Raw genomic sequence first — 20677 nt, forward strand, 5'->3', positions numbered from 1 at the left:
GGAAAGTGAACGTGACCTGTGCGTTGGGGTGCCGCGCCGCCCGGCCGCCGCCGCACGGCGTGGCCTTCCCCCGGTTGCGGATCAGGTACGGAACGGGCCGGTCACGCAGTAGGTGATGCCCCCGGAGGAGGAACCGGACGTGCCGCGCTGGGAGGAGAAGTACAGGCGGTTGCCGGCGGGGGTGAAGGCCGGGCCGGTGATCTCCGAGGATCCCTGGCCGCCGACGCGCAGGAACGGGGAGACGGTGTCGTCGGCGGTGATCAGGCAGATTTCCATGTTGCCGCCGTCCTCGGCGACGTAGAGGTCGCCGAAGGTCGAGCCGGTGACGTTGTCCACGCCGGTCAGCGGGGCTGTGCCGGGGCTGACGAGGCTGTCGTCGTAGGCGAGCTCGTAGGTGCCGGCGGCGACGTTGACCTGCCAGACCCGGTTGTCGCCCTTGGTGGTGAACCACACCGTGTCGTCGGCGTAGTAGCACCCCTCGCCACCGTTGAAGGACTTCGATCCGGAGACCTGGCTGCGGGTCGCGGTCGGGGAGCCGTCGGGATCCGGGACGTTCGCCCAGGTGAACGAACCCGAGGTGGCGGAGCCCGCGCGCAGCACCTGCAACGTGCCGGAGGACAGGTCCCCCCAGGTGGTGGGGACGAACCGGTAGAACCGCCCGTTGCTCTCGTCCTCGGTGAGATAGATGACCTTGCGGACCGGGTCGGCCGCCGCCGCCTCGTGCTTGAAACGGCCCATGGCCGGGCGCTGTGTCGCCGCGCCGCCGAAGGGGCGGGTCTCGTAGACGAAACCGCGGTCGACCTCCTCGCACGACAGCCAGGTGTTCCACGGCGTCGCGCCGCCCGCGCAGTTCTGCCGGGTGCCCGACAGGATCGAGGAGGCGGAGACCACGTTGCCCGCGGAATCGAAGCGGATCGCCGAGGCGCCGCCGCCGGGGTTGATCTCCGAGTTGGACACGTAGATCCAGCCGCTGCCGTCGGCGAAGCAGGCGCCGCCGTCGGGGGCGCTGTGCCAGGTGTAGGAGGTGCCGGGAACCACCTGGCCCGATCGGGCGATCACCCGGCTGGTGAACCCCGCCGGGAGCTGGATGCCGTTGGCGTCGGCGGCCAGCAGGGGGCCGTAGGGACCAGGGGCGTTCTGGGCCGGGGCCGCGAGAGCGGCGTCCTGCCAGAGACTTCCGGTGAGGGCCAGGGTGCTCGTACCGAGCACCGAGGCACGAAGGAATGTGCGGCGTTCCATCGGTGAACCTCCAAGACGAGGATCAGCAGAACCACTTTCCTGAGCGATCCCAACGGTAGGAGCATCGGTGAACACCTGGCGGTTAATACGGTTAACGGCATATGGCCTGTATGTGCTGATTTAAGGGGAATAGAGGGAGACATCCTTTGTGTCCTGCGTCAGGTGCCATTCCCGATGGGGCGGACGTGAAGGACCGCCGGAGGGGCACGCTCCCGGCCGGGGAAACCCAAGACCTGGTCGGAGCGTAGTGGGGCAGGGTCAGGGTGGCCGGCCGCCCGGCCGTCGGCTCCGGGGGCCGGGTCGCGGAGGGCCTCGTCGCGTCGGGTCAGGGCTTCCTCTGCGGGGGGAGCACCGGCGCTCTCTCGCGGAGCCGGTGGGAGGTGGCGGGCATCGCCCCCCACCGGCTCCGGAGAGCGAGCCCTCACGGCTTCACGCGGGTCAGGGCCTTTCGATCTGGGCGGGTGGTGTCCCTTCCGGCTTGGGAACGCGGATCGTGTCGGAAGGCCGGTCTCCCCTGTTGCGCGCGAGCGCGGTGGGATAGCAGTCGTAATAGCAGTAGTAGCGGTCGCAGTAGCGCAGGAAACAGATCCAGCCGGCCTCGGCCGTCCGCTCGCAGACGGCCGCCGGAGCCGCCCGGGACGACGCGGCGTGGGCACCGGCCGCGGGGAGGCCGACGAGCAGACCGGCACCGGCCAGGACCGCGCCGGCCAGGACGACGCCGGCGTCGCGAATGAAGATGTTCATGGGTTCTCCTCGTCACGTACAGAACACGACAAGGACGAACGTAATCATTCAGATACACAGAGTCACGTAGCCGGTCGGCACGTGTCGGGCGGCCCCGGCCGGCGGCGGGAGCCGGTCCGAGACGGGTGGGTCACATCTCCGCGACCTGGGGGACCGACACCGAGCGCCGGGCGATGGAGCGCACGATCTCGCCGGTGCGGACCGCGGTCATGGACAGCAGCGACGAGGCGATCCCGTGGCTGCCCTCGGTGGCCCCCTGGAGGTAGACGCCCCAGGTCTGCCCGGGGTCGGTGGCGATCCGGTAGTCGCGCTCCACGAGCACCTCGCCCGCCTCGCCCGTATGGCAGTGCTTGCGCGCCTCGCCGAGCAGGTCGAGGGGGTTGCGCTCGCGGTAGCCGGTCGCGCAGACGACCGCGTCGGCCTCGATCGTGCTCACCTCGCCCGTGGGCAGGAAGCACATCCGGACCCGGGCGGTGTCGCCGTCGTCGTGCACGTCGAGCAGGCGGGAGGCGTTCAGCATGCGCAGCCGCTGGACCCCGGCGACCTTCTCGGCGTAGGAGCGCCGGTAGAGCTCGTCGATGAGGTCGAGGTCCACCACCGAGTAGTTGGTGTTGCGGGAGTAGGCGAACAGCATGCGCTTCACGTCTTCCGGCGCGGTGAAGAAGTGGTCGACGGCCTCCGGGTCGAAGATGCGGTTGGCGAAGGGGCTGTCGTCGGCCGGCGAGTAGCCGTACCGGGTGAAGACGGCACAGACCTCCGCGGAGGGGTAGGTGCGGTGCAGGTGCTCGACGGCCTCGGCCGCGCTCTGCCCGGCGCCGACCACGACGAACCGAGCGGGCTCGCGCCCGCCGAGGGTTTCGAGCCGGGACAGCAGCTCCTCGGTGTGCCAGACCCGCTCGCCCTGCCGCACGCCGTCGGGAAGCACGGGGTCGAGGCCGACCGCGATCACGAGGTTGCGGGTCAGGCAGGTGTGCAGCTCGTCGCCGTGCTGCACGACGACCTCGAGGGTCTCGTCGTCGTGCGGGCGCACCGCGACGACCTCGGAGTCGTAGCGCACCAGGTCGGCGAAGGAGGAGGCGACCCACTCCAGGTAGTCGTGGAACTCCAGCCTGGTGGGGAACATGGTCTTGTGGTTGATGAAATCGATCAGCCTCCCCTTCTCCTGCAGGTAGGACAGGAAGGAGTAGGGGCTGGTGGGATTGCGCAGGGTGACCAGGTCCTTGAGGAAGTGGACCTGCATCGTGGCGCCCTCGATGAGCATGTTGCGGTGCCAGCCGAACCTCGGTTGCCTCTCGAAGAAGACCGCGTTCACGCCGGCGCCGTACTCCTCCTCCAGGGCCACCGCGAGCGCGAGGTTGGACGGGCCGAAACCGATGCCCACGACGTCATAGACCGGGCTCGACATGTTCGCCTCTCACTGAAGGGATGGTCCCCCCGCGGCCGGGCGGCGGGGGGGCAGCATGGAACGGGATGGACCGGGATCGGACGGGATCGGACGGGGCGGGTCAGGCCCCGCCGGCGGCCTTGGCGGCCTTGGCGACCTGGGGCACGACCTGGTCGATCACGTACGGGACGGCCAGCGGCGTCGGCGTGCGTAGCGGCCAGAACGCCTTGAGGTCGAGCGGCACGTAGGAGCCGCGCTTGACCACGTCGAGGCCGGCGAACAGCTGGTTGGCCTCGATCTTCTTCTGGGTGGCCGCGTCGTCGTTGTAGTGGCTGAGCAGCAGGTCGACGTCGAGGACCCCGACCTTCTCCATGCTCAGCTCGGCCGCGAAGCCCTCGCCGGGAAGCGCCTTGATCTCCTCGGGCAGCTCGAGCCCGAACTGGCCGAAGAGCTGAACGCTGATGTCGGTGTCGGACTTCATCACGCCGATGTTGCCGGAGGGGAAGACGCTGGTCAGCGCGAACTTCTTGCCGTCCAGCTCGGGGTGGGTGGTCTTGACCGAGGCGATCTTCGCCTCAACGTCGGCGACGAGCTTCTCCCCCTCGTCGGCCTTGCCGACCGCCTTGGCGACCTGGCGGGCCACCACCTGCCACGAGTCCTCCGCGGGGCCGGTCTCGTAGGCGGTCGTCGGCGCGAGCTGGGAGAGGTTGGCGTACTCCTTGTCGATGTAGTAGTCGCCGCCCGCGAGGATCAGGTCGGGCTTGAGCGCGGCGATCTGCTCCAGCGAGAAGCCCGCCTCTCCGGCCTTCAGCAGCGTCGGCTTGGTGCCGGAGATCTTCGGGGCGGTCCAGGGGGCGAGCCCGTCGGCCTGGACTCCGGTCAGCTCCGCCATGGCGACCGGCTGCACGCCCAGGGCGAGCAGGGTGTCCTGGTCGACCTCGCCGAGGGCGACGATGCGCTGGGGCGCGGACTCGATCGTGGTGGTGCCGAGCTTGTGCGTGATGGTGACCGGGAATCCGGAGGCGGCCTGGGTCGCGGGGGCGTTCGCGGCGGGCTGTTCGGCTCCGCCGCTCTCACCGGCGCACGCGCCCACCAGGCCGAGGCCCAGCAGCAGCGTTCCGGTCGCGGCCAGGCGGCGCATCGTGTCGCGCATGAGTATGGGTTCCTTCCAAAGCCCGGGAGGGCTCTCAGTTTTAGGTTAGCCTTCCCTAACCTAACAATCTTTGACGGTCGTGTGAAGCGCCTCATTCCAGGCGGTTCATGAGTTCCGCCACGGTTTGGGCTGTCATGAGCGTCGCGACCTTCACTCCGGCGCAGCCCGGCTCCCGCCGGATGCGGCGCACCAGCTGCATGACGAGCAGCGAGTGCCCGCCCAGGTCGAAGAAGTTGTCGTGCGGGCCGACCGCGTCCACCTCCAGGACCTCGGCGAACGCCCGGCACAGCATCGCCTCGCGGTCGTCGTCGCGCCGGGTCGCGCCGTCGCGGCCGTCGCCGGTTCCGGCACCGGTCCCGGTGACCGTACGGGCCGTGAGCGTGACGGGCAGGTCGCCCAGGCGCGCCTCGGGGTCGGCCGCGACGGCCTCCAACACGCCGGCGAGCGCCCCGATCATCGTGTCGATCGTGGCCGGGTCGAACAGGTCGGCCGAGTAGTCGACGACGAGGTGGAGCTCCTCCCCCCTCTCCCGGAAGATGAAGTCGAGGTCGAACTTCGCCGCGGGCGGGCTGAAGAGCGCCTCCCGCTGCCGCAGGCCGGGAAAGCGGACGTCGCCCATGGCCTGGTTCTCGTAGCCGACCATCACCTGGAACAGCGGGTTCCTGCCGGGCACCCGGGAGGGCCGCAGCGCCTCGACGAGCGCCTCGAACGGCAGGTCCTGATTGGCGAGCCCGGCCAGGTCGGTGTCGCGGACGCGGGCGAGCAGCTCGGCGAAGGAGGGGTCTCCCGAGGTGTCGGCGCGCAGCACAAGCGTGTTGACGAAGAAGCCGACCAGGTCACCGGCCGCCTCGTCGGTACGGCCCGCGACGGGGCTGCCCAGCGGGATGTCCTCCCCCGCGCCCGTGCGGTGCAGCAGCGCGGCGACCGCGCTCTGGCAGACCATGAACATGCTGGCCTGGGCGCCGCGTGCCAGCTCGCGGAGCCGCCCGACCAGCGAGGCGGGCAGCCGCCTGGTCGTGGTCCCGCCGCGCTGGCCGACGGTGGCGGGCCTGGGCCGGTCCACCGGCAGCGGGATCTCCTCCGGCATGCCCGACAGCGCCTTGGCCCAGTAGGCGAGCTGGCGGGCGTGCAGGCTGCCCGGGTCGACGGGGTCGCCGAGGAGTTCACGCTGCCAGAGCGTGTAGTCGGCGTACTGCACGGCGGGCGGCTTCCACCCCGGCACGCCCTCGGGTGCCGTCCCGTCCAGCCGCGCGGCGTAGGCGCGGGCCACGTCCCTGGCGAACGGCCCGAAGGACCACTCGTCGAACGCGATGTGGTGGAACACGGCGAGCAGCAGGTGCTCGTCCTCCCCCTCCGGGATGAGCGCGACCCGCAGCGGGATCTCGGTGGCGAGGTCGAACGGCCGCGCGATCACCTCCTCGGGCGGGCAGGTGGTGATCTCCAGGACCGGCCGCGCCTGCTCCGGCGGCAGGATCCGCTGGTAGGGCACGCCCTCGTGCTCGGCGAAGACGGTGCGCAGGCTCTCGTGCCTGGCCGTCACGTCGCCGATCGCGGCCCGCAGCGCGTCCACGTCCAGCTCGCCGCGCAGGTGCACGGCGAGCGGCAGGTGGTACGCCTCGCGGGGGCCGTCGTCCTCGCGCAGGATCTGGTCGATCAGCCATAGCCTGCGCTGCGCGTACGACAGCGGGACGCGCTCGGGCCGTTCCCCGGGCACCAGCGGGGGCCTGAGCGTGGCACCGGCCCGGTCGTGCAGCCGGGTGGCCAGCTCGGCGACGTTCGGTGCCTCGAACAGGTCGCGGATCGCGAGCTCGGTGCGCAGCACCGCGCGCACCCTGCCGACCAGCCGGGTCGCCAGCAGCGAGTGCCCGCCCAGGTCGAAGAAGTTGTCGTCGATGCCGACGCCCGAGACGTCGAGCACCTCGCCGAACAGGGTGCACAGCAAGTGTTCCACCGCGGTCCTGGCGGCGCGGCCCGACCCTCGCGGGCCCTGCCGGTCGGGGGCGGGCAGCGCCCGCCGGTCCAGCTTGCCGTTGACGGTCAGCGGCAGCGCGTCCAGCGTGACCACCGCGCTCGGCACCATGTAGCCGGGCAGCCGCTTCTTCAGCCCCTCGCGCACCCGCGCGGCGAGCGCCCCGTGGTCGCGGGCCGCCGCCGGGTTGTTCGCGTACGACGCGGGCCTGCGGTCCGGGTCCGCCGGGAGGAAGGCCGCCCCTCCGCCGAAGACGGCGTCGTAGTGGCCGACCTCGTCCGAGGGGGTGGTCACCACGCCGGGGTCGAGCGCGTACAGCAGCTCGGGCTCGATCCCCTCCGCCGGTGCCCCCAGCAGCTCGCGGGCCTCCCGGTGGGAGGCGCCGCCCTCCAGCGCGCGCAGCGCGGCGAGCTCGGCCGACAGCCTGGGGTCGGGGATGGCGCGCACCCGGAGCGGCCCGGAGCGGGCGGACAGGCGGGCCGCCAGGTCCTCCGGTCCCGCCCAGTCCACGACCGGGGTCTCGGCGGGCTGTGCGTCAGGCTGTGCGGCGGGTGACTTCCAGAGGGTCACGTCGTAGCGGTGCCTGCTGAGCTCGTTGTGGTGGACGCCCCGCTTGGTCCGGACCTCCACCCGCGCGGCCAGGCCGAGGGAGTCGAAGAACGCGGGGTCGAGCAGGAGCTCCTTCTCCATCCGCACGGCCCGGTCGATCGCCGCCGTACCGGTGCCGCCGGTGCCGTCGCCGTCGCCGTTCCCGCCTCTGCCGAGCTGGATCGCCGCGTGCAGGCAACGCACCGACCGCAGGTCGCGCACGTCGCCGACGAACAGCGCGCCGCCGGGGGCGAGCAGGTCCATCGCGGCGGCGATCACCTCGGCGAGGTATCCGGCGCTCGGAAAGTACTGGACCACCGAGTTGACGACGATCGTGTCGAAGTGGCCGGCGGGCAGGCCGGTGGTGTCGTGCGCGGGCCGGCAGCTCAGGCGCACCGGCGAGTCGGGTCCGAGGTCGGCGGCGAGCTTGGCGATGACGGGGGCCGCGAAGTCGGTGCCCCAGTACTCGTCGCGGCCGGGGGCCAGGCGCGACAGCAGCAGGCCGGTGCCGACGCCGATCTCCAGCACCCGCCGGGGCTTGAGGTCCTCGATGCGGGCCACGGTGGTCTCGCGCCACTCGCGCATGTGCTCCAGCGGGATGGGCGAGCCGTCGTAGCTGCTGTCCCAGCCCGCGAAGTCCTCGGTGTGCACGGCCGTGCCGATCTCGGTGTACTCGGCGTCGTAGATCTGCCGCCACTCGGCCAGGTGCTCGCGCTCGGCGTCGGGGCGCGCGGAGCCGTCGGGCACCACGTAGCCGATGAGGCGCTTCACCCCGGGCACCTCGGTGCCGGCGGCGATGACGGCGGCCTGCCCGACACCGGGCTCGGCGGCCAGCGCGGTCTCGACCTCCTCCAGCTCGACCCGGTAGCCGCGGATCTTCACCTGCTCGTCGGTACGGCCGAGGAAGTCGATGTTGCCGTCCTGGCGCACCCGTACGAGGTCGCCGGTGCGGTACATCCGGCCGCCGCCGAACGGGTCGGCGACGAAGCGTTCCGCGGTCAGGCCCGGCCGGTCGAGGTAGCCCCGGGCCAGGCCGGCCCCGGCGATGTAGAGCTCTCCCGGCGCGCCGGGCGGCACCGGGCGCAGCCAGCCGTCGAGCACGTAGCCCCGGGTGTTCCAGATCGGCTTGCCGACCGTGGGCGTGGCGCTGTCCTCGGTGCCGCCGCCCAGCGTGTTGATGGTGTACTCGGTCGGGCCGTAGAGGTTGTAGCCCAGCACCCCCTCGGCCTCCGCGAGCCGGTCCCACACGGCCGCCGGGACGGCCTCGCCGCCCAGCAGCACGAGCGGCGGCCGGTGCTCGCCGTCGAGCAGTCCCTCCTCCAGCAGCTGCTGCGCGTAGGTCGGCGTCACGTTGATGACGTCGATCCGGTGGCGCCGCAGGTACTCGGTGAGCGCCTCGGCGTCACGCCGCAGCTCCTCGTCGCAGACGTGCACCTCGTGGCCCTCGATGAGCCAGAGCAGCTCCTCCCACGACATGTCGAAGGAGAACGACACGGTGTGCGCGATCCGCAGCCGCCGCCCGGCGGACGCCACCACCGGGTCGAAGATGTTGGCCCGGTGGTTGAACTGCATGTTGGTCAGGCCCCGGTAGGGGGTGACCACGCCCTTGGGACGCCCGGTCGACCCGGAGGTGTAGATCACGTACGCCGGGTGCTCCAGCCGTCCGGGCACGTCCCTGCCGAAGCCCGGCAGCTCCTCGGCCGTCAGCCCGGTGCCGGGCAGGCCCGCCAGCGTCTCCCGCACGGCGGGGTCGTCGAGCAGGATCGAGGCGCCCGGGTTCGCCAGCCCGGCGGCGATGCCCCGGTGCGAGACCAGGCAGGCGGGGGCGGCGTCGGCCAGCATGAAGTCGAGCCGGTCGGCCGGGTAGTCCAGCTCCAGGGGAAGGTAGGCGGCGCCCGTCTTGAGCACAGCGAACAGCGCGACGACCATCTCGGCGGAGCGGGGCAGCGCGAGGGCGACCACCCGTTCGGGTCCCGCGCCGTGCGCCTTCAGCAGCCGGGCCAGGCGGTTGGCCGCCGCGTCCAGCTCGGCGTAGGTGAGCCGCGTGTCGGGCTGGGAGACCAGGGCGAGCTCGTCCGGGGTGCGCGCGGCCTGCTCGGCGAGCAGCTCGGCGATGGTGAGGTCGGGGACGAACCGCTCGGCCTCGGCCCAGTCGCGGCGCAAGCCCTCGTGCTCGTCGGGCAGGAGCAGGTCGAGCCGGTGGCAGGGGGTGTCGGGCGCGGCGGCGAGGGTCTCCAGGATCTGCACGTACCGGTCGGTGAGCCGTTCGGCCTCGGCCTCGGTGAAGGCGTCGCCCCGGTACATGACGCGCAGTCCCGCGCCGGGCTCGACGACCATGGTGACCGGGTAGTGGGTGGCGTCGCGGACCTGGCGGCCGGTCACCCGCACGTCGCCGCCGGGGCCGAACCCGCGCCCGGTGGGCATGCCGGGGAAGTTCTGGAACACGAAGAGGGTGTCGAACAGGGTACCCAGGCCCGTCACCCGCTGTACGTCGGCGAGCGCGACGTAGGAGTGGTCGAACAGCTCCGAGGTGAACGTCTGCACCCGCTCCAGGACGGTGCGCAGCGGGTCGGCCGCCGAGGCGCGCACCCGGACCGGGACGGTGTTGAACAGCAGGCCGACGACGGACTCGACGCCGTCGACGTCGGGGTGGCGGCCGGACACCGAGACGCCGAAGACCACGTCGTCGCGGCCGGTGAGACCGGCCAGGAGCAGTCCCCAGGCGCTCTCGTACAGGGTGCCGAGGGTGAGGCCCGACTCACGGGCGAGGGCGCCGAGCCGGGTGGCGAGGTCCTCGGGCAGCGCGCGGTGGATCTCCCCCGCGGTGGCGAGGTCGGCGGGGCGGTCGGCCAGCTCGGGCCGCAGCAGGGTCGGCTCGTCGAGCCCCTCCAGGCTGCGGCCCCACGTCTTGAGCGTGGCCTGCCGGTCCTGGCCGTTCACCCAGTCGAGATAGGCGTGGAAGGGGACGGCGGGCCGGGCCCGCTCGGTGGCGGCGTCGGTGTAGAACTCCAGCAGCGAGGTGACCAGCAGGCCGCCCGACCAGCCGTCCAGCAGGATCAGCTCGGAGGTGAGCACGAGCCGGAAGTCGTCCTCGCCCACCCTGGCCAGCGCGAAGCGGATCAGCGGCGGCGCGTCGGGGACGAACGGCCGGGCGCGCTGGGCCTCGACGAACGCCTCCAGCGCGTGCGGGTCACCGGTCTCGGCGTAGGTCCAGTCGACCTCGAAGCGCTCGGGGACGAACTGCACGGTACGGCCGCCGTCGGTGCGGAACCCGGCCCGCAGGTTGGGGAACTTCAGCAGCACCTCGCGCGCGGCCCCGGCCAGCCGGTCGGGGTCGACGGGCCCGGCCAGGGTCACCACGGCCTGCTGGACGTAGATGTCGCGGTCCTCACCGGCGAGCATCAGGTGGAACAGCAGGCCTTCCTGCAGCGGCGACAGCGGTAGCTCGGCCCGCCCCTCCACCGGCCCGCCCGCCACGACCTCGCCGGACGGGAAAGCACCGGAACCGGGCGGGACCGCATCGGAACCGGACGGGAAAGCATCGGAACCGGGCAGGACCGCGTCGGAACCGGGCGGGACCACGTCGGAAAGGGCCTCGCCCTCGCCGGGCGGGGTCGCACCGGACAGGGCCGCGACCCTGGCCAGGGCCTCGACGGTACGCAGCCGGAAGACGTCGCGGACGGTGAAGGGGAGGCCCGCGCGGCGGGCGCGTCCCACGAGCAGGGCCGCGCTGATGCTGTCGCCGCCGGTACGGAAGAAGTCGTCGTCGGCGTTGACGCCGTCCCGCCCGAGGGTCTCGGCGACGAGCCCGGCGATGGCGCGCTCGGCGCCGGTCCGCGGCGCCCGGCCCTCACGGGCGGCGGGCTCGGGCAGCGCGCGCCGGTCGAGCTTGCCGTTGGGAGTGCGCGGCAGCTCGTCGAGGCCGACGAGCACGGAGGGGACGAGATAGCCGGGCAGGATCTCGCCGAGCCCTGCCCGCAGCGCGTCGAGGTCGAGGCCCGGCTCGCCCACGACGTAGCCGACGAGGCGCGGTCCCGAGCGGGCCGCCACGGCCGCCTGGCGCACGCCGGGCCGCGCGGCGAGCACCGCCTCGACCTCTCCCGGCTCGATGCGGAAGCCGCGGATCTTGATCTGGTCGTCGGCCCGGCCCAGGAACTCCAGCGAGCCGTCGCGGCGGCGGCGCACCCGATCGCCGGTGCGGTAGAGCCGCGATCCCGGGGGGCCGAAGGGGCTGGCCACGAACCGCTCGGCGGTGCGGGCCGGGTCGCCGAGGTACCCGCGCGCCAGGCCGTCCCCGGCGAGGTAGAGCTCGCCGACCGGGACCTCGCGGAGGCCTGCGTCCAGGACGTACGCCGCGGTGTTGGCGATCGGGACGAGCCCGCCGGCGCCCTCGGCGATCAGGCTGTCGCCGGCCGCCTCCGAGCAGCCGTACAGGTTGACCAGCCGGGCGGGGACCCGCGCGGCCAGGGCCGCGGGCAGGGCCTCGCCGCTGCTCACCCACGTGGTGACCGAACCGAGCCTCCCGCGTTCCCCCGATTCACCCGATTCGCCCGGTTTCCCGGCCCGCGCGGCCTCCTCTGTCTCCATGAGCGCGGCCAGCAGGCTCGGCACGACCGTCACCAGGTTCACGTCGTGGCGGCGGATCAGCTCGGCCAGGGCGAGCGCGTCGGTGGCGGTGTCGTCGTCCGCGACGACGACGGTGTCACCGGCGACGAGGCCGCCGAGCAGCTCGGTGCTGCCGTCGATGAAGGCCGGTGAGCTCTTGGCGACCCGCACGCCGGTGGGGGCGAGGTCCGCGCCCCAGGCGAGCCGGTTGGCCAGCGCCCGCTGGGTGCCGACGACGGCCTTGGGAGTCCCGGTGGACCCCGAGGTGAAGATCACGTACGCGGGGTGGTCGGGGCGGACCTCGACGTCGGCGCGGGGCGGGGCGTCCCGCGGCGGCTCGTCGGCGCCGAGGACCAGCAGCGGCCTGGCCGTGTCGAGCATCAGGTCGATCCGGGAGCGCGGGTAGGTCGTGTCGATCGGCAGGTAGGCCGCGCCGGTCTTGAGCACGGCGAGCAGGGCCACGACGAACTCGGCCGAGCGGGGCAGCGCGATCGCGACGACCTCCTCGGGGCCCGCCCCCGCCGCGGCGAGCCGGTCGGCGAGGGCCTCGGCGCGCTCGTCCAGCTCGGCGTAGCTGAGGGTCGTCGCGCCGGAGACGCCGCCGGAGACGCCGCTCGTGACGCCGCCCGTGACGATGGCCGTGGCGTGCGGGGTGCGCGCCACCTGCGCCTCGATCCGCTGGGCGACGGTGAGCGGGGCGAACTCGCGGGCGGTGTCGGGCCGCGCGAGCCCCTGAAGCGGGGTGCCGAGCGACGACAGGCGCCGCGCCGGGTCCTCGGTGACCTGGTCGAGCAGCGCGCCGAGCTCGGCGAGCATGCCGGTGACGGTCTCGGCGTCGAAGAGGTCCGTGGCGTAGGCGACGAAGCCCTCGATCAGCTCCTCGCCCTCGGCGAAGTAGATGTCCAGGTCGAACTTGACGCCGCCGGTCTCGGGCAGGAACGGCTCGGCGCGCACGCCGGGCAGCCGCAGCCGCACGTCCTCCAGCCGCTGGTGGACGATCATCACCTGGAACAGCGGGCTGCGGGCGAGCGAGCGTTCGGGGGCGAGGCGCTCCACGACCTGCTCGAACGGCACGTCCGCGTTGGAGAACGCGGCCAGGTCGGTGTGGCGGACCCGTTCCAGGAGCTCGGTGAAGGTGGGGTCGCCGCTCAGGTCGGTGCGCAGCACCACGAGGTTGACGAACACGCCGACCAGGTCCGCGAGGTCGGAGTCGGGGCGGCCCGCGATGGGCGAGCCGAGCGCCACGTCGTCGCCCGCGCCGGCCCGGTGCAGGAGCGCGGCCACGGCGGCGTGCAGGACCATGAAGACGCTGGTGCCGGTCTCCAGGGCGAGCCGTCGCGCCCCGGCCAGCGGCAGCCGGAACGGCGCCAGCCCGCCCCGGTGGCTCGCCTCCGCGGGGCGGGGCCGGTCGGCCGGCGGCGTGCTCTCCTCGGGCAGCCCGCGCAGCGTCCGCTCCCAGAAGTCGAGCTGGCCGGCGGGGGCCGGGGACTCGTTCCGCCAGACGGCGTAGTCGGCGTACTGCACGGGCAGCGGCGCCCAGTCCGGCGCGGTGCCCGTGGTGCGGGCGGTGTAGGCGCGCGACAGGTCGGCGAGCAGCGGGGTGAACGACCACTCGTCGGCGGCGGCGTGGTGCTGGAGCACGACGAGCACGGACTCCTCGGCGGCCACCCGCAGCAGGGTCGCCCTGACGGGCAGGTCGGTCCCGAGGTCGAAGACGTGCGAGGCGGCCCTGGTCTCGGCCGCGCGCAGCCGCTCCTCGGACCAGCCGCGCGCGTCCACCACGTCGAAGGCGGCCTCGCCGGTGTCGAGGACGCGCTGGACCAGCAGCCCGTCGGGGCCCTCCTCCAGCAGGGTGCGCAGCGCCTCGTGCCGGGCGACGACGTCGCCGAACGCGGCGCGCAGCGCGTCGGCGTCGACCGGCCCGTACAGCCGCAGGCCGAGCGGCAGCGCGTCGGCGGCCGAGGGGCCGCGCAGGCGTTCCTCGAACCAGAAGCCGCGCTGGGCGGGCGAGGCGGGGACGAGCTCGGGCCGGGTCACGTCGCGGACCCTCGGCCGGGTGCCCCGTACCAGCCTGGGCGCCAGCGCGGCGACCGTGGGCGCCTCGAAGACGTCGGCGATGGTGAGCTCGGCGTCGAGCGCGGCGCGCACCCGCCCGGCGAGGCGGGTGGCCAGCAGGGAGTGGCCGCCCAGGGCGAAGAAGTCGTCGTCGACGCCCACCGCGTCCAGGCCGAGGGTCTCGGCGAAGACCGCGCACAGCGCCGCCTCGCGGTCGTCGCGCGGTCCCCGCCCCGACACCTGGACCTCGGGCGCGGGCAGCGCGGCCCGGTCGAGCTTGCCGTTGACGGTGCGCGGCAGCGCCTCGAGCAGGACCGTCGCGGCGGGAAGCATGTACTCGGGCAGCGCGGCGGCCGCCGCCGCCCGCAGGTCCGCCTCGTCGAGGTCGCCGTCCGGCACGACGTACGCGACCAGCCGCTTCTCGCCCGGGGTGTCCTCGCGGACCACGACGGCGGCCTGGGCGACGCCGGGGCAGGCGGCGAGCACGGCCTGCACCTCGGCGGGCTCGATGCGGAAGCCGCGGATCTTCACCTGGTCGTCGGTGCGCCCCAGGTACTCCAGCGTCCCGTCGCGGCCCCACCGGGCCAGGTCGCCGGTGCGGTACATGCGCTCGCCGGGCGGGCCGAAGGGGTCGGCGACGAAGCGTTCCGCGGTCAGGCCAGGCCTGCCCGCATAGCCGAGCGCCAGCTGCGTCCCGGCGAGGTAGAGCTCGCCGGGGACGCCGACCGGGGCGGGGCGCAGCGCGGCGTCCAGGACGTACGCGCGGGTGTTGGGGAACGGCCTGCCGATCCCGGACGACGGCAGCTCGGCGGAGGTCGCCCAGATCGTCGCCTCGGTCGGCCCGTACACGTTGACGGCCGACGCCGCCGCAGCGTGCAGGGTCTCGGCGAGCGCGGCCGGAAGGGCCTCCCCGCCGACGAGCACCCGCAGCCCGCGCAGCGCGGCCGGGTCCAGCGAGCCCAGCAGCGAAGGGGTGCCCTGGACGACGGTCGCCCCGGCGAGCAGCGCGCCCAGCGCCGCCGGTTCGCGCACGGTCTCGCGTCCGGCGAGCACGACGGTCGCGCCGCTGATCAGCGGCACGTACAGCTCCAGCGCGGCGATGTCGAATGCGATCGTGGTCACCGCGACCAGCCGGTCGCCGGCGCCCAGGGCCAGGCGCTCCCTCATGGTGAGGAGGAAGGCGGTGAGCGCGGAGTGCGGGACGGCCACACCCTTGGGGCGGCCGGTCGAGCCGGAGGTGTAGATGACGTACGCCAGGTCGCCGCCCCGGACCGGGTGCGACGGCTCGCCCGTGTCGGGGGACGCGTCGCCCGGGGTCAGTGTCTCGGTCCCCGGCGGGAGGAGGGCGGCGGTCTCCGGGGTCGCGATCACGCAGAGCGGGGCCGCGTCCTCGATCATGTAGGCGAGCCGGTCGGCCGGGTGGTCCAGGTCCAGCGGCAGGTAGGCGGCGCCCGACTTCAGCACGGCCAGCAGCGCGACCACCAGGTCGGGGGTGCGGGGCAGGGCGAGCGCGACGACCTCGCCGGGTCCCGCGCCGCGCTCGCGCAGCGTCCGGGCGAGGGCCGAGGCCCGCCGGTCCAGCTCGGCGTAGGTGAGAGTGGCCCCGCCGTCGCCGCCGGCGCCGTCGACGGCGACCGCGCCGGGGGTGCGGGCGGCCTGCTCCTCGAACAGGGAGGTCACCGTCGTGTCCGGGACGGGGCGCGAGGTGTCGTTCCACCCGGCGAGCAGGGCCGACTCGGCCGCGCCGAGCAGTTCCAGGTCGGCGATCCGCAGGTCAGGACGGCTCACCGCGTCGCCGAGCAGCGTCTCCAGGTGCGCGAGGAGGGCGTCGACGCGCTCGTCGTCGAACAGCTCGCGCCGGAAGGTGGCCTCGACGGTCATCCCGCCGGGCCGGACGAAGGCCTCCAGCGACAGGTCGAAGTGGGTGGTGCCGTTGTGGATGTGCGTCCAGCTCGTGGCGACGCCGGGCAGGTCCAGCTCGCCGATCTCCTGGGCGAGGAACAGCAGCATGGTGTCGAAGAACGGCGAGCCGCCGCGCCTGCGGGCGGGCCGCAGCTCCCCCACGATCGTGTCGTAGGGCAGCGTCCGGTTCGCGAACCCCTCGGTGCAGGTGTCGCGAACCCGGTGCAGGACCTCGCGGAAGGTGGGCGCGCCGGACAGGTCGGTGCGCAGCACGAGGGTGTTGCCGAAGTTCCCGGCTAGTCGCTCGATCTCGGTGTGCTCGCGGTTCATCACGGCGGAGCCGATCGCGATGTCGGTCGCGCCGGTGTAGCGGTGCAGCAGCACCGCGTGCGCGGCGAGCATCACCATGTACGGGGTGAGGTTCTCCCCGACGGCCAGCTCCCGCATCCCGGCGACGACGGCGTCGTCGAAGCGGCGTGCCCTGCGCCCGCCCCGCTCGGACACGGTCGCGCCGCGCGGGCGGTCGGCGGGCAGGTCGAGGGGCGCGGGCGGCGGGTCGAGGCGCCGCCGCCAGTAGTCCATCTCCTCCGCCGGGTGCGGGCGGTTCTGCTCCCAGGCGGCGAAGTCGGGATAGTGCACGGTCAGCGTGGGCAGGCCGTCCGGCTCGCCGGAGACGGCGGCGCGGTACAGGGCCGACAGGTCGCGCGACAGCGATCCCCAGGTCATGCCGTCCCAGGCGATGTGGTGCACCACCAGGACCAGGCCGTACCGCTCGTCGCCGAACCGGAGCAGCTCCAGCCGGATCGGCCGCTCGGCGCGCAGGTCGAAGGGGAGCGCCGCGAGCCGCGCGGCGTGCGCCTCGGCGTCTGCCTCGGCGTGGTCGCGCACCGGCAGGTCGAGGGAGTCGTCGGCGACGACGTGCTGGAACGGCGTCCCCTCGTCGTTCTCGCCGTAGACGGTGCGCAGCACCGCGTGCCTGCGCAGCAGGGCGCGCAGCGCCTCGCGGAGCGCGTCGGTGTCGAGCGCGCCCGACATGCGTACCAGCAGGCACACGTTGTAGGCGGGGCTGGAGGGGAACGTCCGGTGGTGCAGCCACATGCTCTGCTGCGCGTAGGACAGCGGGGCGGGGCCACCGGAGCGGCGTGGAGTGATGCGGTCCTTGTCGAGGCCGAGCCCCGCTTCGGCCATCATCCGCCGCATCAGTTCGCGCCGCCGTGCAACGTCCTGCCGCTGTTCCCGCACGCTCAACTCTTCCTTCTGGGCCGGGTCGGGCACGCTGTCCCGCATTAACACTTAGGTTAGCCTTGCCTCTTAAATCGACACAAGGTTAGCCTTACCTAAATTGATCGATGTTGCCCGGTTTCGCAGAGGGGTGGGTTCGTTGTCCTTTGGTGTCCGCACGGATGAGAAACGCGCGGAGGTAGTGGTCGAGAGCGCCGCCGACCCGTTGCTTCTGGTCACCCGCCTGGCCGGGTCCGGGCTGTTCGACGACTACACCGTGTACGAGCGACCGGGCCTGTGGACCTTCGCGGGCGGGGTGGCGGGCGAGGTGATCCTCGAACCCGGAGTCGTGCGCAGCCGCTGGCTGGACGGCCCGTCCCTGACCTCCGCGACCTCGATGGACCCGCTGGAGTCGCTCGTCTCGCTCGTCTCGCTCGGCTCGGTGAACTCGGCGGACTCGGTGAACTCGTTCGACTCGGTGGACGAGCCGTGGTCCGGCCGTCCGGCCGCGGCGCTGGAGGCGGCGTTGCGGGCCGCCCCGTGGCCGGTCTGGAACGCCTACGGCTGGATCGCGTTCGAGTTCGCCGCGCTCACCCCGGCGGGCAGGCTCGCCCACCTGGTCGTGCCGCGCACCGAGGTGCGCATCGAGGCGGGACGCGCGCTGGTGGTGAGCGTGGACCCCGACGAGGCGGAGCGGGTCGCCGAGCTGCTGTCCGGCCGGGGCGATGTGCCCAGGCCACCGGCACCGGCGCCGTCGCCGGTCGACGTGCGCCCCGGCGGCGACGTGTACCGGTCGCGGGTCGCCCAGGCGATCTCCGAGATCGACGCCGGGCTCTACGAGAAGGTCATCGTCTCCCGGCGGCTGCCGATCCCGTTCCCCGTCGACGTCGTCGCGACGTACGCGTGCGGCCGGGCCGCCAACACCCCGGCCCGCTCCTTCCTCCTCGACCTGGACGGCTTCCAGTCCGCCGGGTTCAGTCCCGAGGTGCTGGTGAGCGTCGACGGGCACGGCACGGTGACGACCCAGCCGCTGGCCGGCACGCGGGCCTTCGGCCGGGGCGAGGACGTGGACTCGGAGACCCGCCGCGAGCTGGAGAACGACCCCAAGGAGATCTTCGAGCACGCGGTGTCCGTACGCGCCTCGCAGAACGAGCTGTACCGGGTGTGCTCGCCCGGCACGGTCCGGGTCACCGGTTTCATGACGGTGAAGGAGCGCGGCAGCGTGCAGCACCTGGGATCGAGTGTCAGCGGCGAGCTGTCCCCCGGCCGCACCGGCTGGGACGCGCTCGACGCGCTGTTCCCCGGCGTGACCGCCTCCGGCATCCCCAAGACGGGGGCGATCGACGCGATCGCCCGGCTGGAGGAGCCCAGGGGCCTGTACGCCGGGGCCGTCCTGGCCGTCTCCCAGGACGGCGCGATGGACGCCGCCCTGGTGCTGCGCGCCGTCTACAGCGAGAACGGCCGGGCCTGGCTGCGGGCCGGCGCCGGCATCGTGTCCGGTTCGACGCCCGAGCGGGAGTACGAGGAGACCTGCGAGAAGCTCTCCAGCATCGCCCCGTACGTGGTCCCGCGCGCCTGAGGGAACGCCACCCCGGCGTTTCCCGCACACCGCACACAGTCCACTGTCCACTGCCCGCCGTCCGCCCTCACGCGCCTTCCCCGCACGTGAGGGCGGGCCTCCCGCGCCATGGCGCTCAGCGCAGGCTCGCGGCGAGCTCCTTCTTACTGATCTTGCCGACCGGGGTGCGGGGGAAGGTCTCGACCAGCTCGACGCGGTCGGGCCACTTGTATCCCGCCACGCCGCGCTCCTTGAGGAACTGCTTGATCTCCCGGAGGGTCGGCGCCTGGTCCCGGACGATCAGGAAGGCACAGGTCCGCTCCCCCATCACCGGGTCCGGGGTGCCGACCACGGCGGCGTCGTGCACCGCGGGGTGGGCCAGCAGGTGGTTCTCCAGCTCCTCGGCGGAGATCTTGTCACCGCCCCGGTTGATCTGGTCCTTGTCGCGACCCTCCACGACGAGGTGGCCGGAGGGGAGCACCCGCACCAGGTCTCCGGTCCGGTAGAAGCCGTCGGGGGTGAAGGACCGCGCGTTGTGCTCGGGCGCGCGGTAGTAACCGCGCAGGGTGTACGGGCCGCGGGTGAGCAGCTCGCCGACCTCGCCGGGGGCGACCTCGGCACCGTCGGAGTCGACCACGAGGATCTCGTCGGCCGGTGACAGCGGCCTGCCCTGCGTGGTGTCGACCAGCTCGCGGGGGTCGTCCAGCCGGGTGTAGTTGAGCAGCCCCTCGGCCATGCCCAGCACCTGCTGCACCGCGCAGCCCAGCACGCCGGGAACCTGCGCGGCCCGCTCGGCGGCGAACTTGGCCCCGCCCACCTGCAGCAGCCGGAGCGACGACAGGTCCTCGCTCGACCAGGGCGCCTCCTCCAGCCAGAGCAGCGCGATGGGGGGCACCACCGCGCACACCGTCGCCCGCTCCCGCTCGATGAGGGGAAACGCCTCGTCGGGTGACCCCGAGGGTGCCAGGACGACGGTGCCCCCCTTGGCGAACACCCCCAGCACACCCGGGCAGGCGAGCGCGAAGTTGTGCGCGACCGGGAGCACCACGAGGTAGACCGTCTCGCGGGTGAAGCCGCAGACCTCGGCGCTGGCCTCCAGGTTGTAGACGTAGTCGCGGTGGGTGCGCGGGATCAGCTTCGGCAGCCCGGTGGTGCCGCCGGAGAGCAGGAACACCCCCACGTCGGCCGGATCGGGCCGCTCGTACGACACGGGACCTGCGCCGGCCCCGTGACCGGAGTCGAGCGCGGGACCGGAGCCGGGATCGAGGCCGGGGTCGAGCGCGGGATCGAGGCCTGGATCGAGGTCGGCCAGGGCGGTGAACTCCTGGGCGTCCCCGTCCACCACGACGTGCTCCACGGCCAGCGAGCGGGCCAGCTCGCGGTAGTCGAACCCGCCGTGCACGTCGGGGATGACGTACGCCCTGGCCTCGCTCAGCTCGCACAGGTAGCCGATCTCGCTGCTGCGGTGCGCGGGCAGGGCGAGCACCGGGGCGGCGCCGATCCTGACCAGGGCGAGGAAGACGACGACGAAGGAGGCGGTGTTGGGCAGCTGCACCACGACACGGTCACCGCGCCGGACGCCCAGCCGCGCGAAACCGGCCGCGGCGCGTTCGGCGCGGCGGTCCAGCTCGGCGTAGGTCAGCCGTTCCTTCCCGGCCACGAGCGCGGTCCGTTCGGGGTCGCCACCGCGCAGCACGTCGCCGAGCAACCGGTCGCTCCAGTAGCCCTCGGCGAGGTAGCGCGCCGCGAACTCCTCCGGCCAGGGGGTGAATCCTTCCACGGGTCACCGCCCCGCGATCTGGGCCACCGCGCCCGCGACCGGCTCGGCCGGGTCGGTTCCGAGCGCGACGATGCGGTTGGCGCCGTCCACGTGGACGACCCTGGGCCGGTGCGCCCGTACCTCCGCGTCGTCGAAGTTCCCGTACGAGATGACGATGACCAGGTGCCCGGGGTGGATCAGGTGGGCCGCCGCGCCGTTGACGCCGATGACCCCGCTGCCCGCCTCGCCGGTGATCGCGTAGGTGACCAGGCGGGCGCCGTTGTCGATGTCGACGACATGGACCTGCTCGCCCTCGACGATGTCGGCGGCGGCCATCAGCTCGGCGTCGATCGTCAGGGAACCCACGTAGTGCAAATCCGCCTGGGTCACGGTGGCACGGTGGATTTTTCCGTTCATAAGGACCCGCTGCACTGGTCTGTCCTCTTTCCTTAAGGTCAACTAAGGTAAGCCTCACCTTATCCACTCTGCCCGTCGAGGAG

Annotated in this window: 8 protein-coding genes; 1 reads left to right on the plus strand and 7 read right to left on the minus strand. The window is 73.2% G+C overall.

Going from position 1 to position 20677, the window contains the following annotated elements:
* Positions 1-81 precede the first annotated feature (81 nt).
* From ACTOQ2_RS33005 to ACTOQ2_RS33025, 5 genes are all read right to left on the minus strand, one after another.
* Positions 82-1239: an alkaline phosphatase PhoX gene (locus ACTOQ2_RS33005; protein WP_440104738.1), complete on the minus strand. Its 1158-nt coding sequence runs from the start codon at positions 1237-1239 to the stop codon at positions 82-84.
* A gap of 438 nt (positions 1240-1677) precedes the next feature.
* Positions 1678-1983: a hypothetical protein gene (locus tag ACTOQ2_RS33010; protein WP_362691486.1), complete on the minus strand. Its 306-nt coding sequence runs from the start codon at positions 1981-1983 to the stop codon at positions 1678-1680.
* A gap of 130 nt (positions 1984-2113) precedes the next feature.
* Positions 2114-3388: a lysine N(6)-hydroxylase/L-ornithine N(5)-oxygenase family protein gene (locus ACTOQ2_RS33015; RefSeq protein WP_440104740.1), complete on the minus strand. Its 1275-nt coding sequence runs from the start codon at positions 3386-3388 to the stop codon at positions 2114-2116.
* A 100-nt stretch (positions 3389-3488) separates the two neighbouring features.
* Positions 3489-4520 carry an iron-siderophore ABC transporter substrate-binding protein gene (locus ACTOQ2_RS33020; RefSeq protein ID WP_440104742.1) on the minus strand — a complete coding sequence of 344 codons (1032 nt, stop codon included), beginning with the start codon at positions 4518-4520 and terminating at the stop codon, positions 3489-3491.
* A gap of 91 nt (positions 4521-4611) precedes the next feature.
* Positions 4612-16926, minus strand: a complete 12315-nt coding sequence (locus tag ACTOQ2_RS33025) for an amino acid adenylation domain-containing protein (RefSeq protein ID WP_440104743.1) — start codon at positions 16924-16926, stop codon at positions 4612-4614.
* Between the two features lie 136 nt (positions 16927-17062).
* Between ACTOQ2_RS33025 and ACTOQ2_RS33030 the strand changes: the two genes are divergently transcribed.
* Positions 17063-18439: a salicylate synthase gene (locus ACTOQ2_RS33030; RefSeq protein ID WP_440104744.1), complete on the plus strand. Its 1377-nt coding sequence runs from the start codon at positions 17063-17065 to the stop codon at positions 18437-18439.
* A gap of 115 nt (positions 18440-18554) precedes the next feature.
* Here ACTOQ2_RS33030 and ACTOQ2_RS33035 read toward each other — a convergent pair whose 3' ends face one another.
* On the minus strand, positions 18555-20198 hold the full coding sequence (locus ACTOQ2_RS33035) for a (2,3-dihydroxybenzoyl)adenylate synthase (RefSeq protein ID WP_440104745.1): 1644 nt from the start codon (positions 20196-20198) through the stop codon (positions 18555-18557).
* 3 nt (positions 20199-20201) lie between these two features.
* Entirely contained in the window at positions 20202-20609 is a 408-nt protein-coding gene (panD, locus tag ACTOQ2_RS33040; protein ID WP_440104746.1) for an aspartate 1-decarboxylase, read from the minus strand.
* Between the last annotated feature and the right edge of the window lie 68 nt (positions 20610-20677).

Source organism: Streptosporangium sp. H16 (assembly GCF_051918855.1).
Taxonomy (GTDB): Bacteria; Actinomycetota; Actinomycetes; order Streptosporangiales; family Streptosporangiaceae; genus Streptosporangium.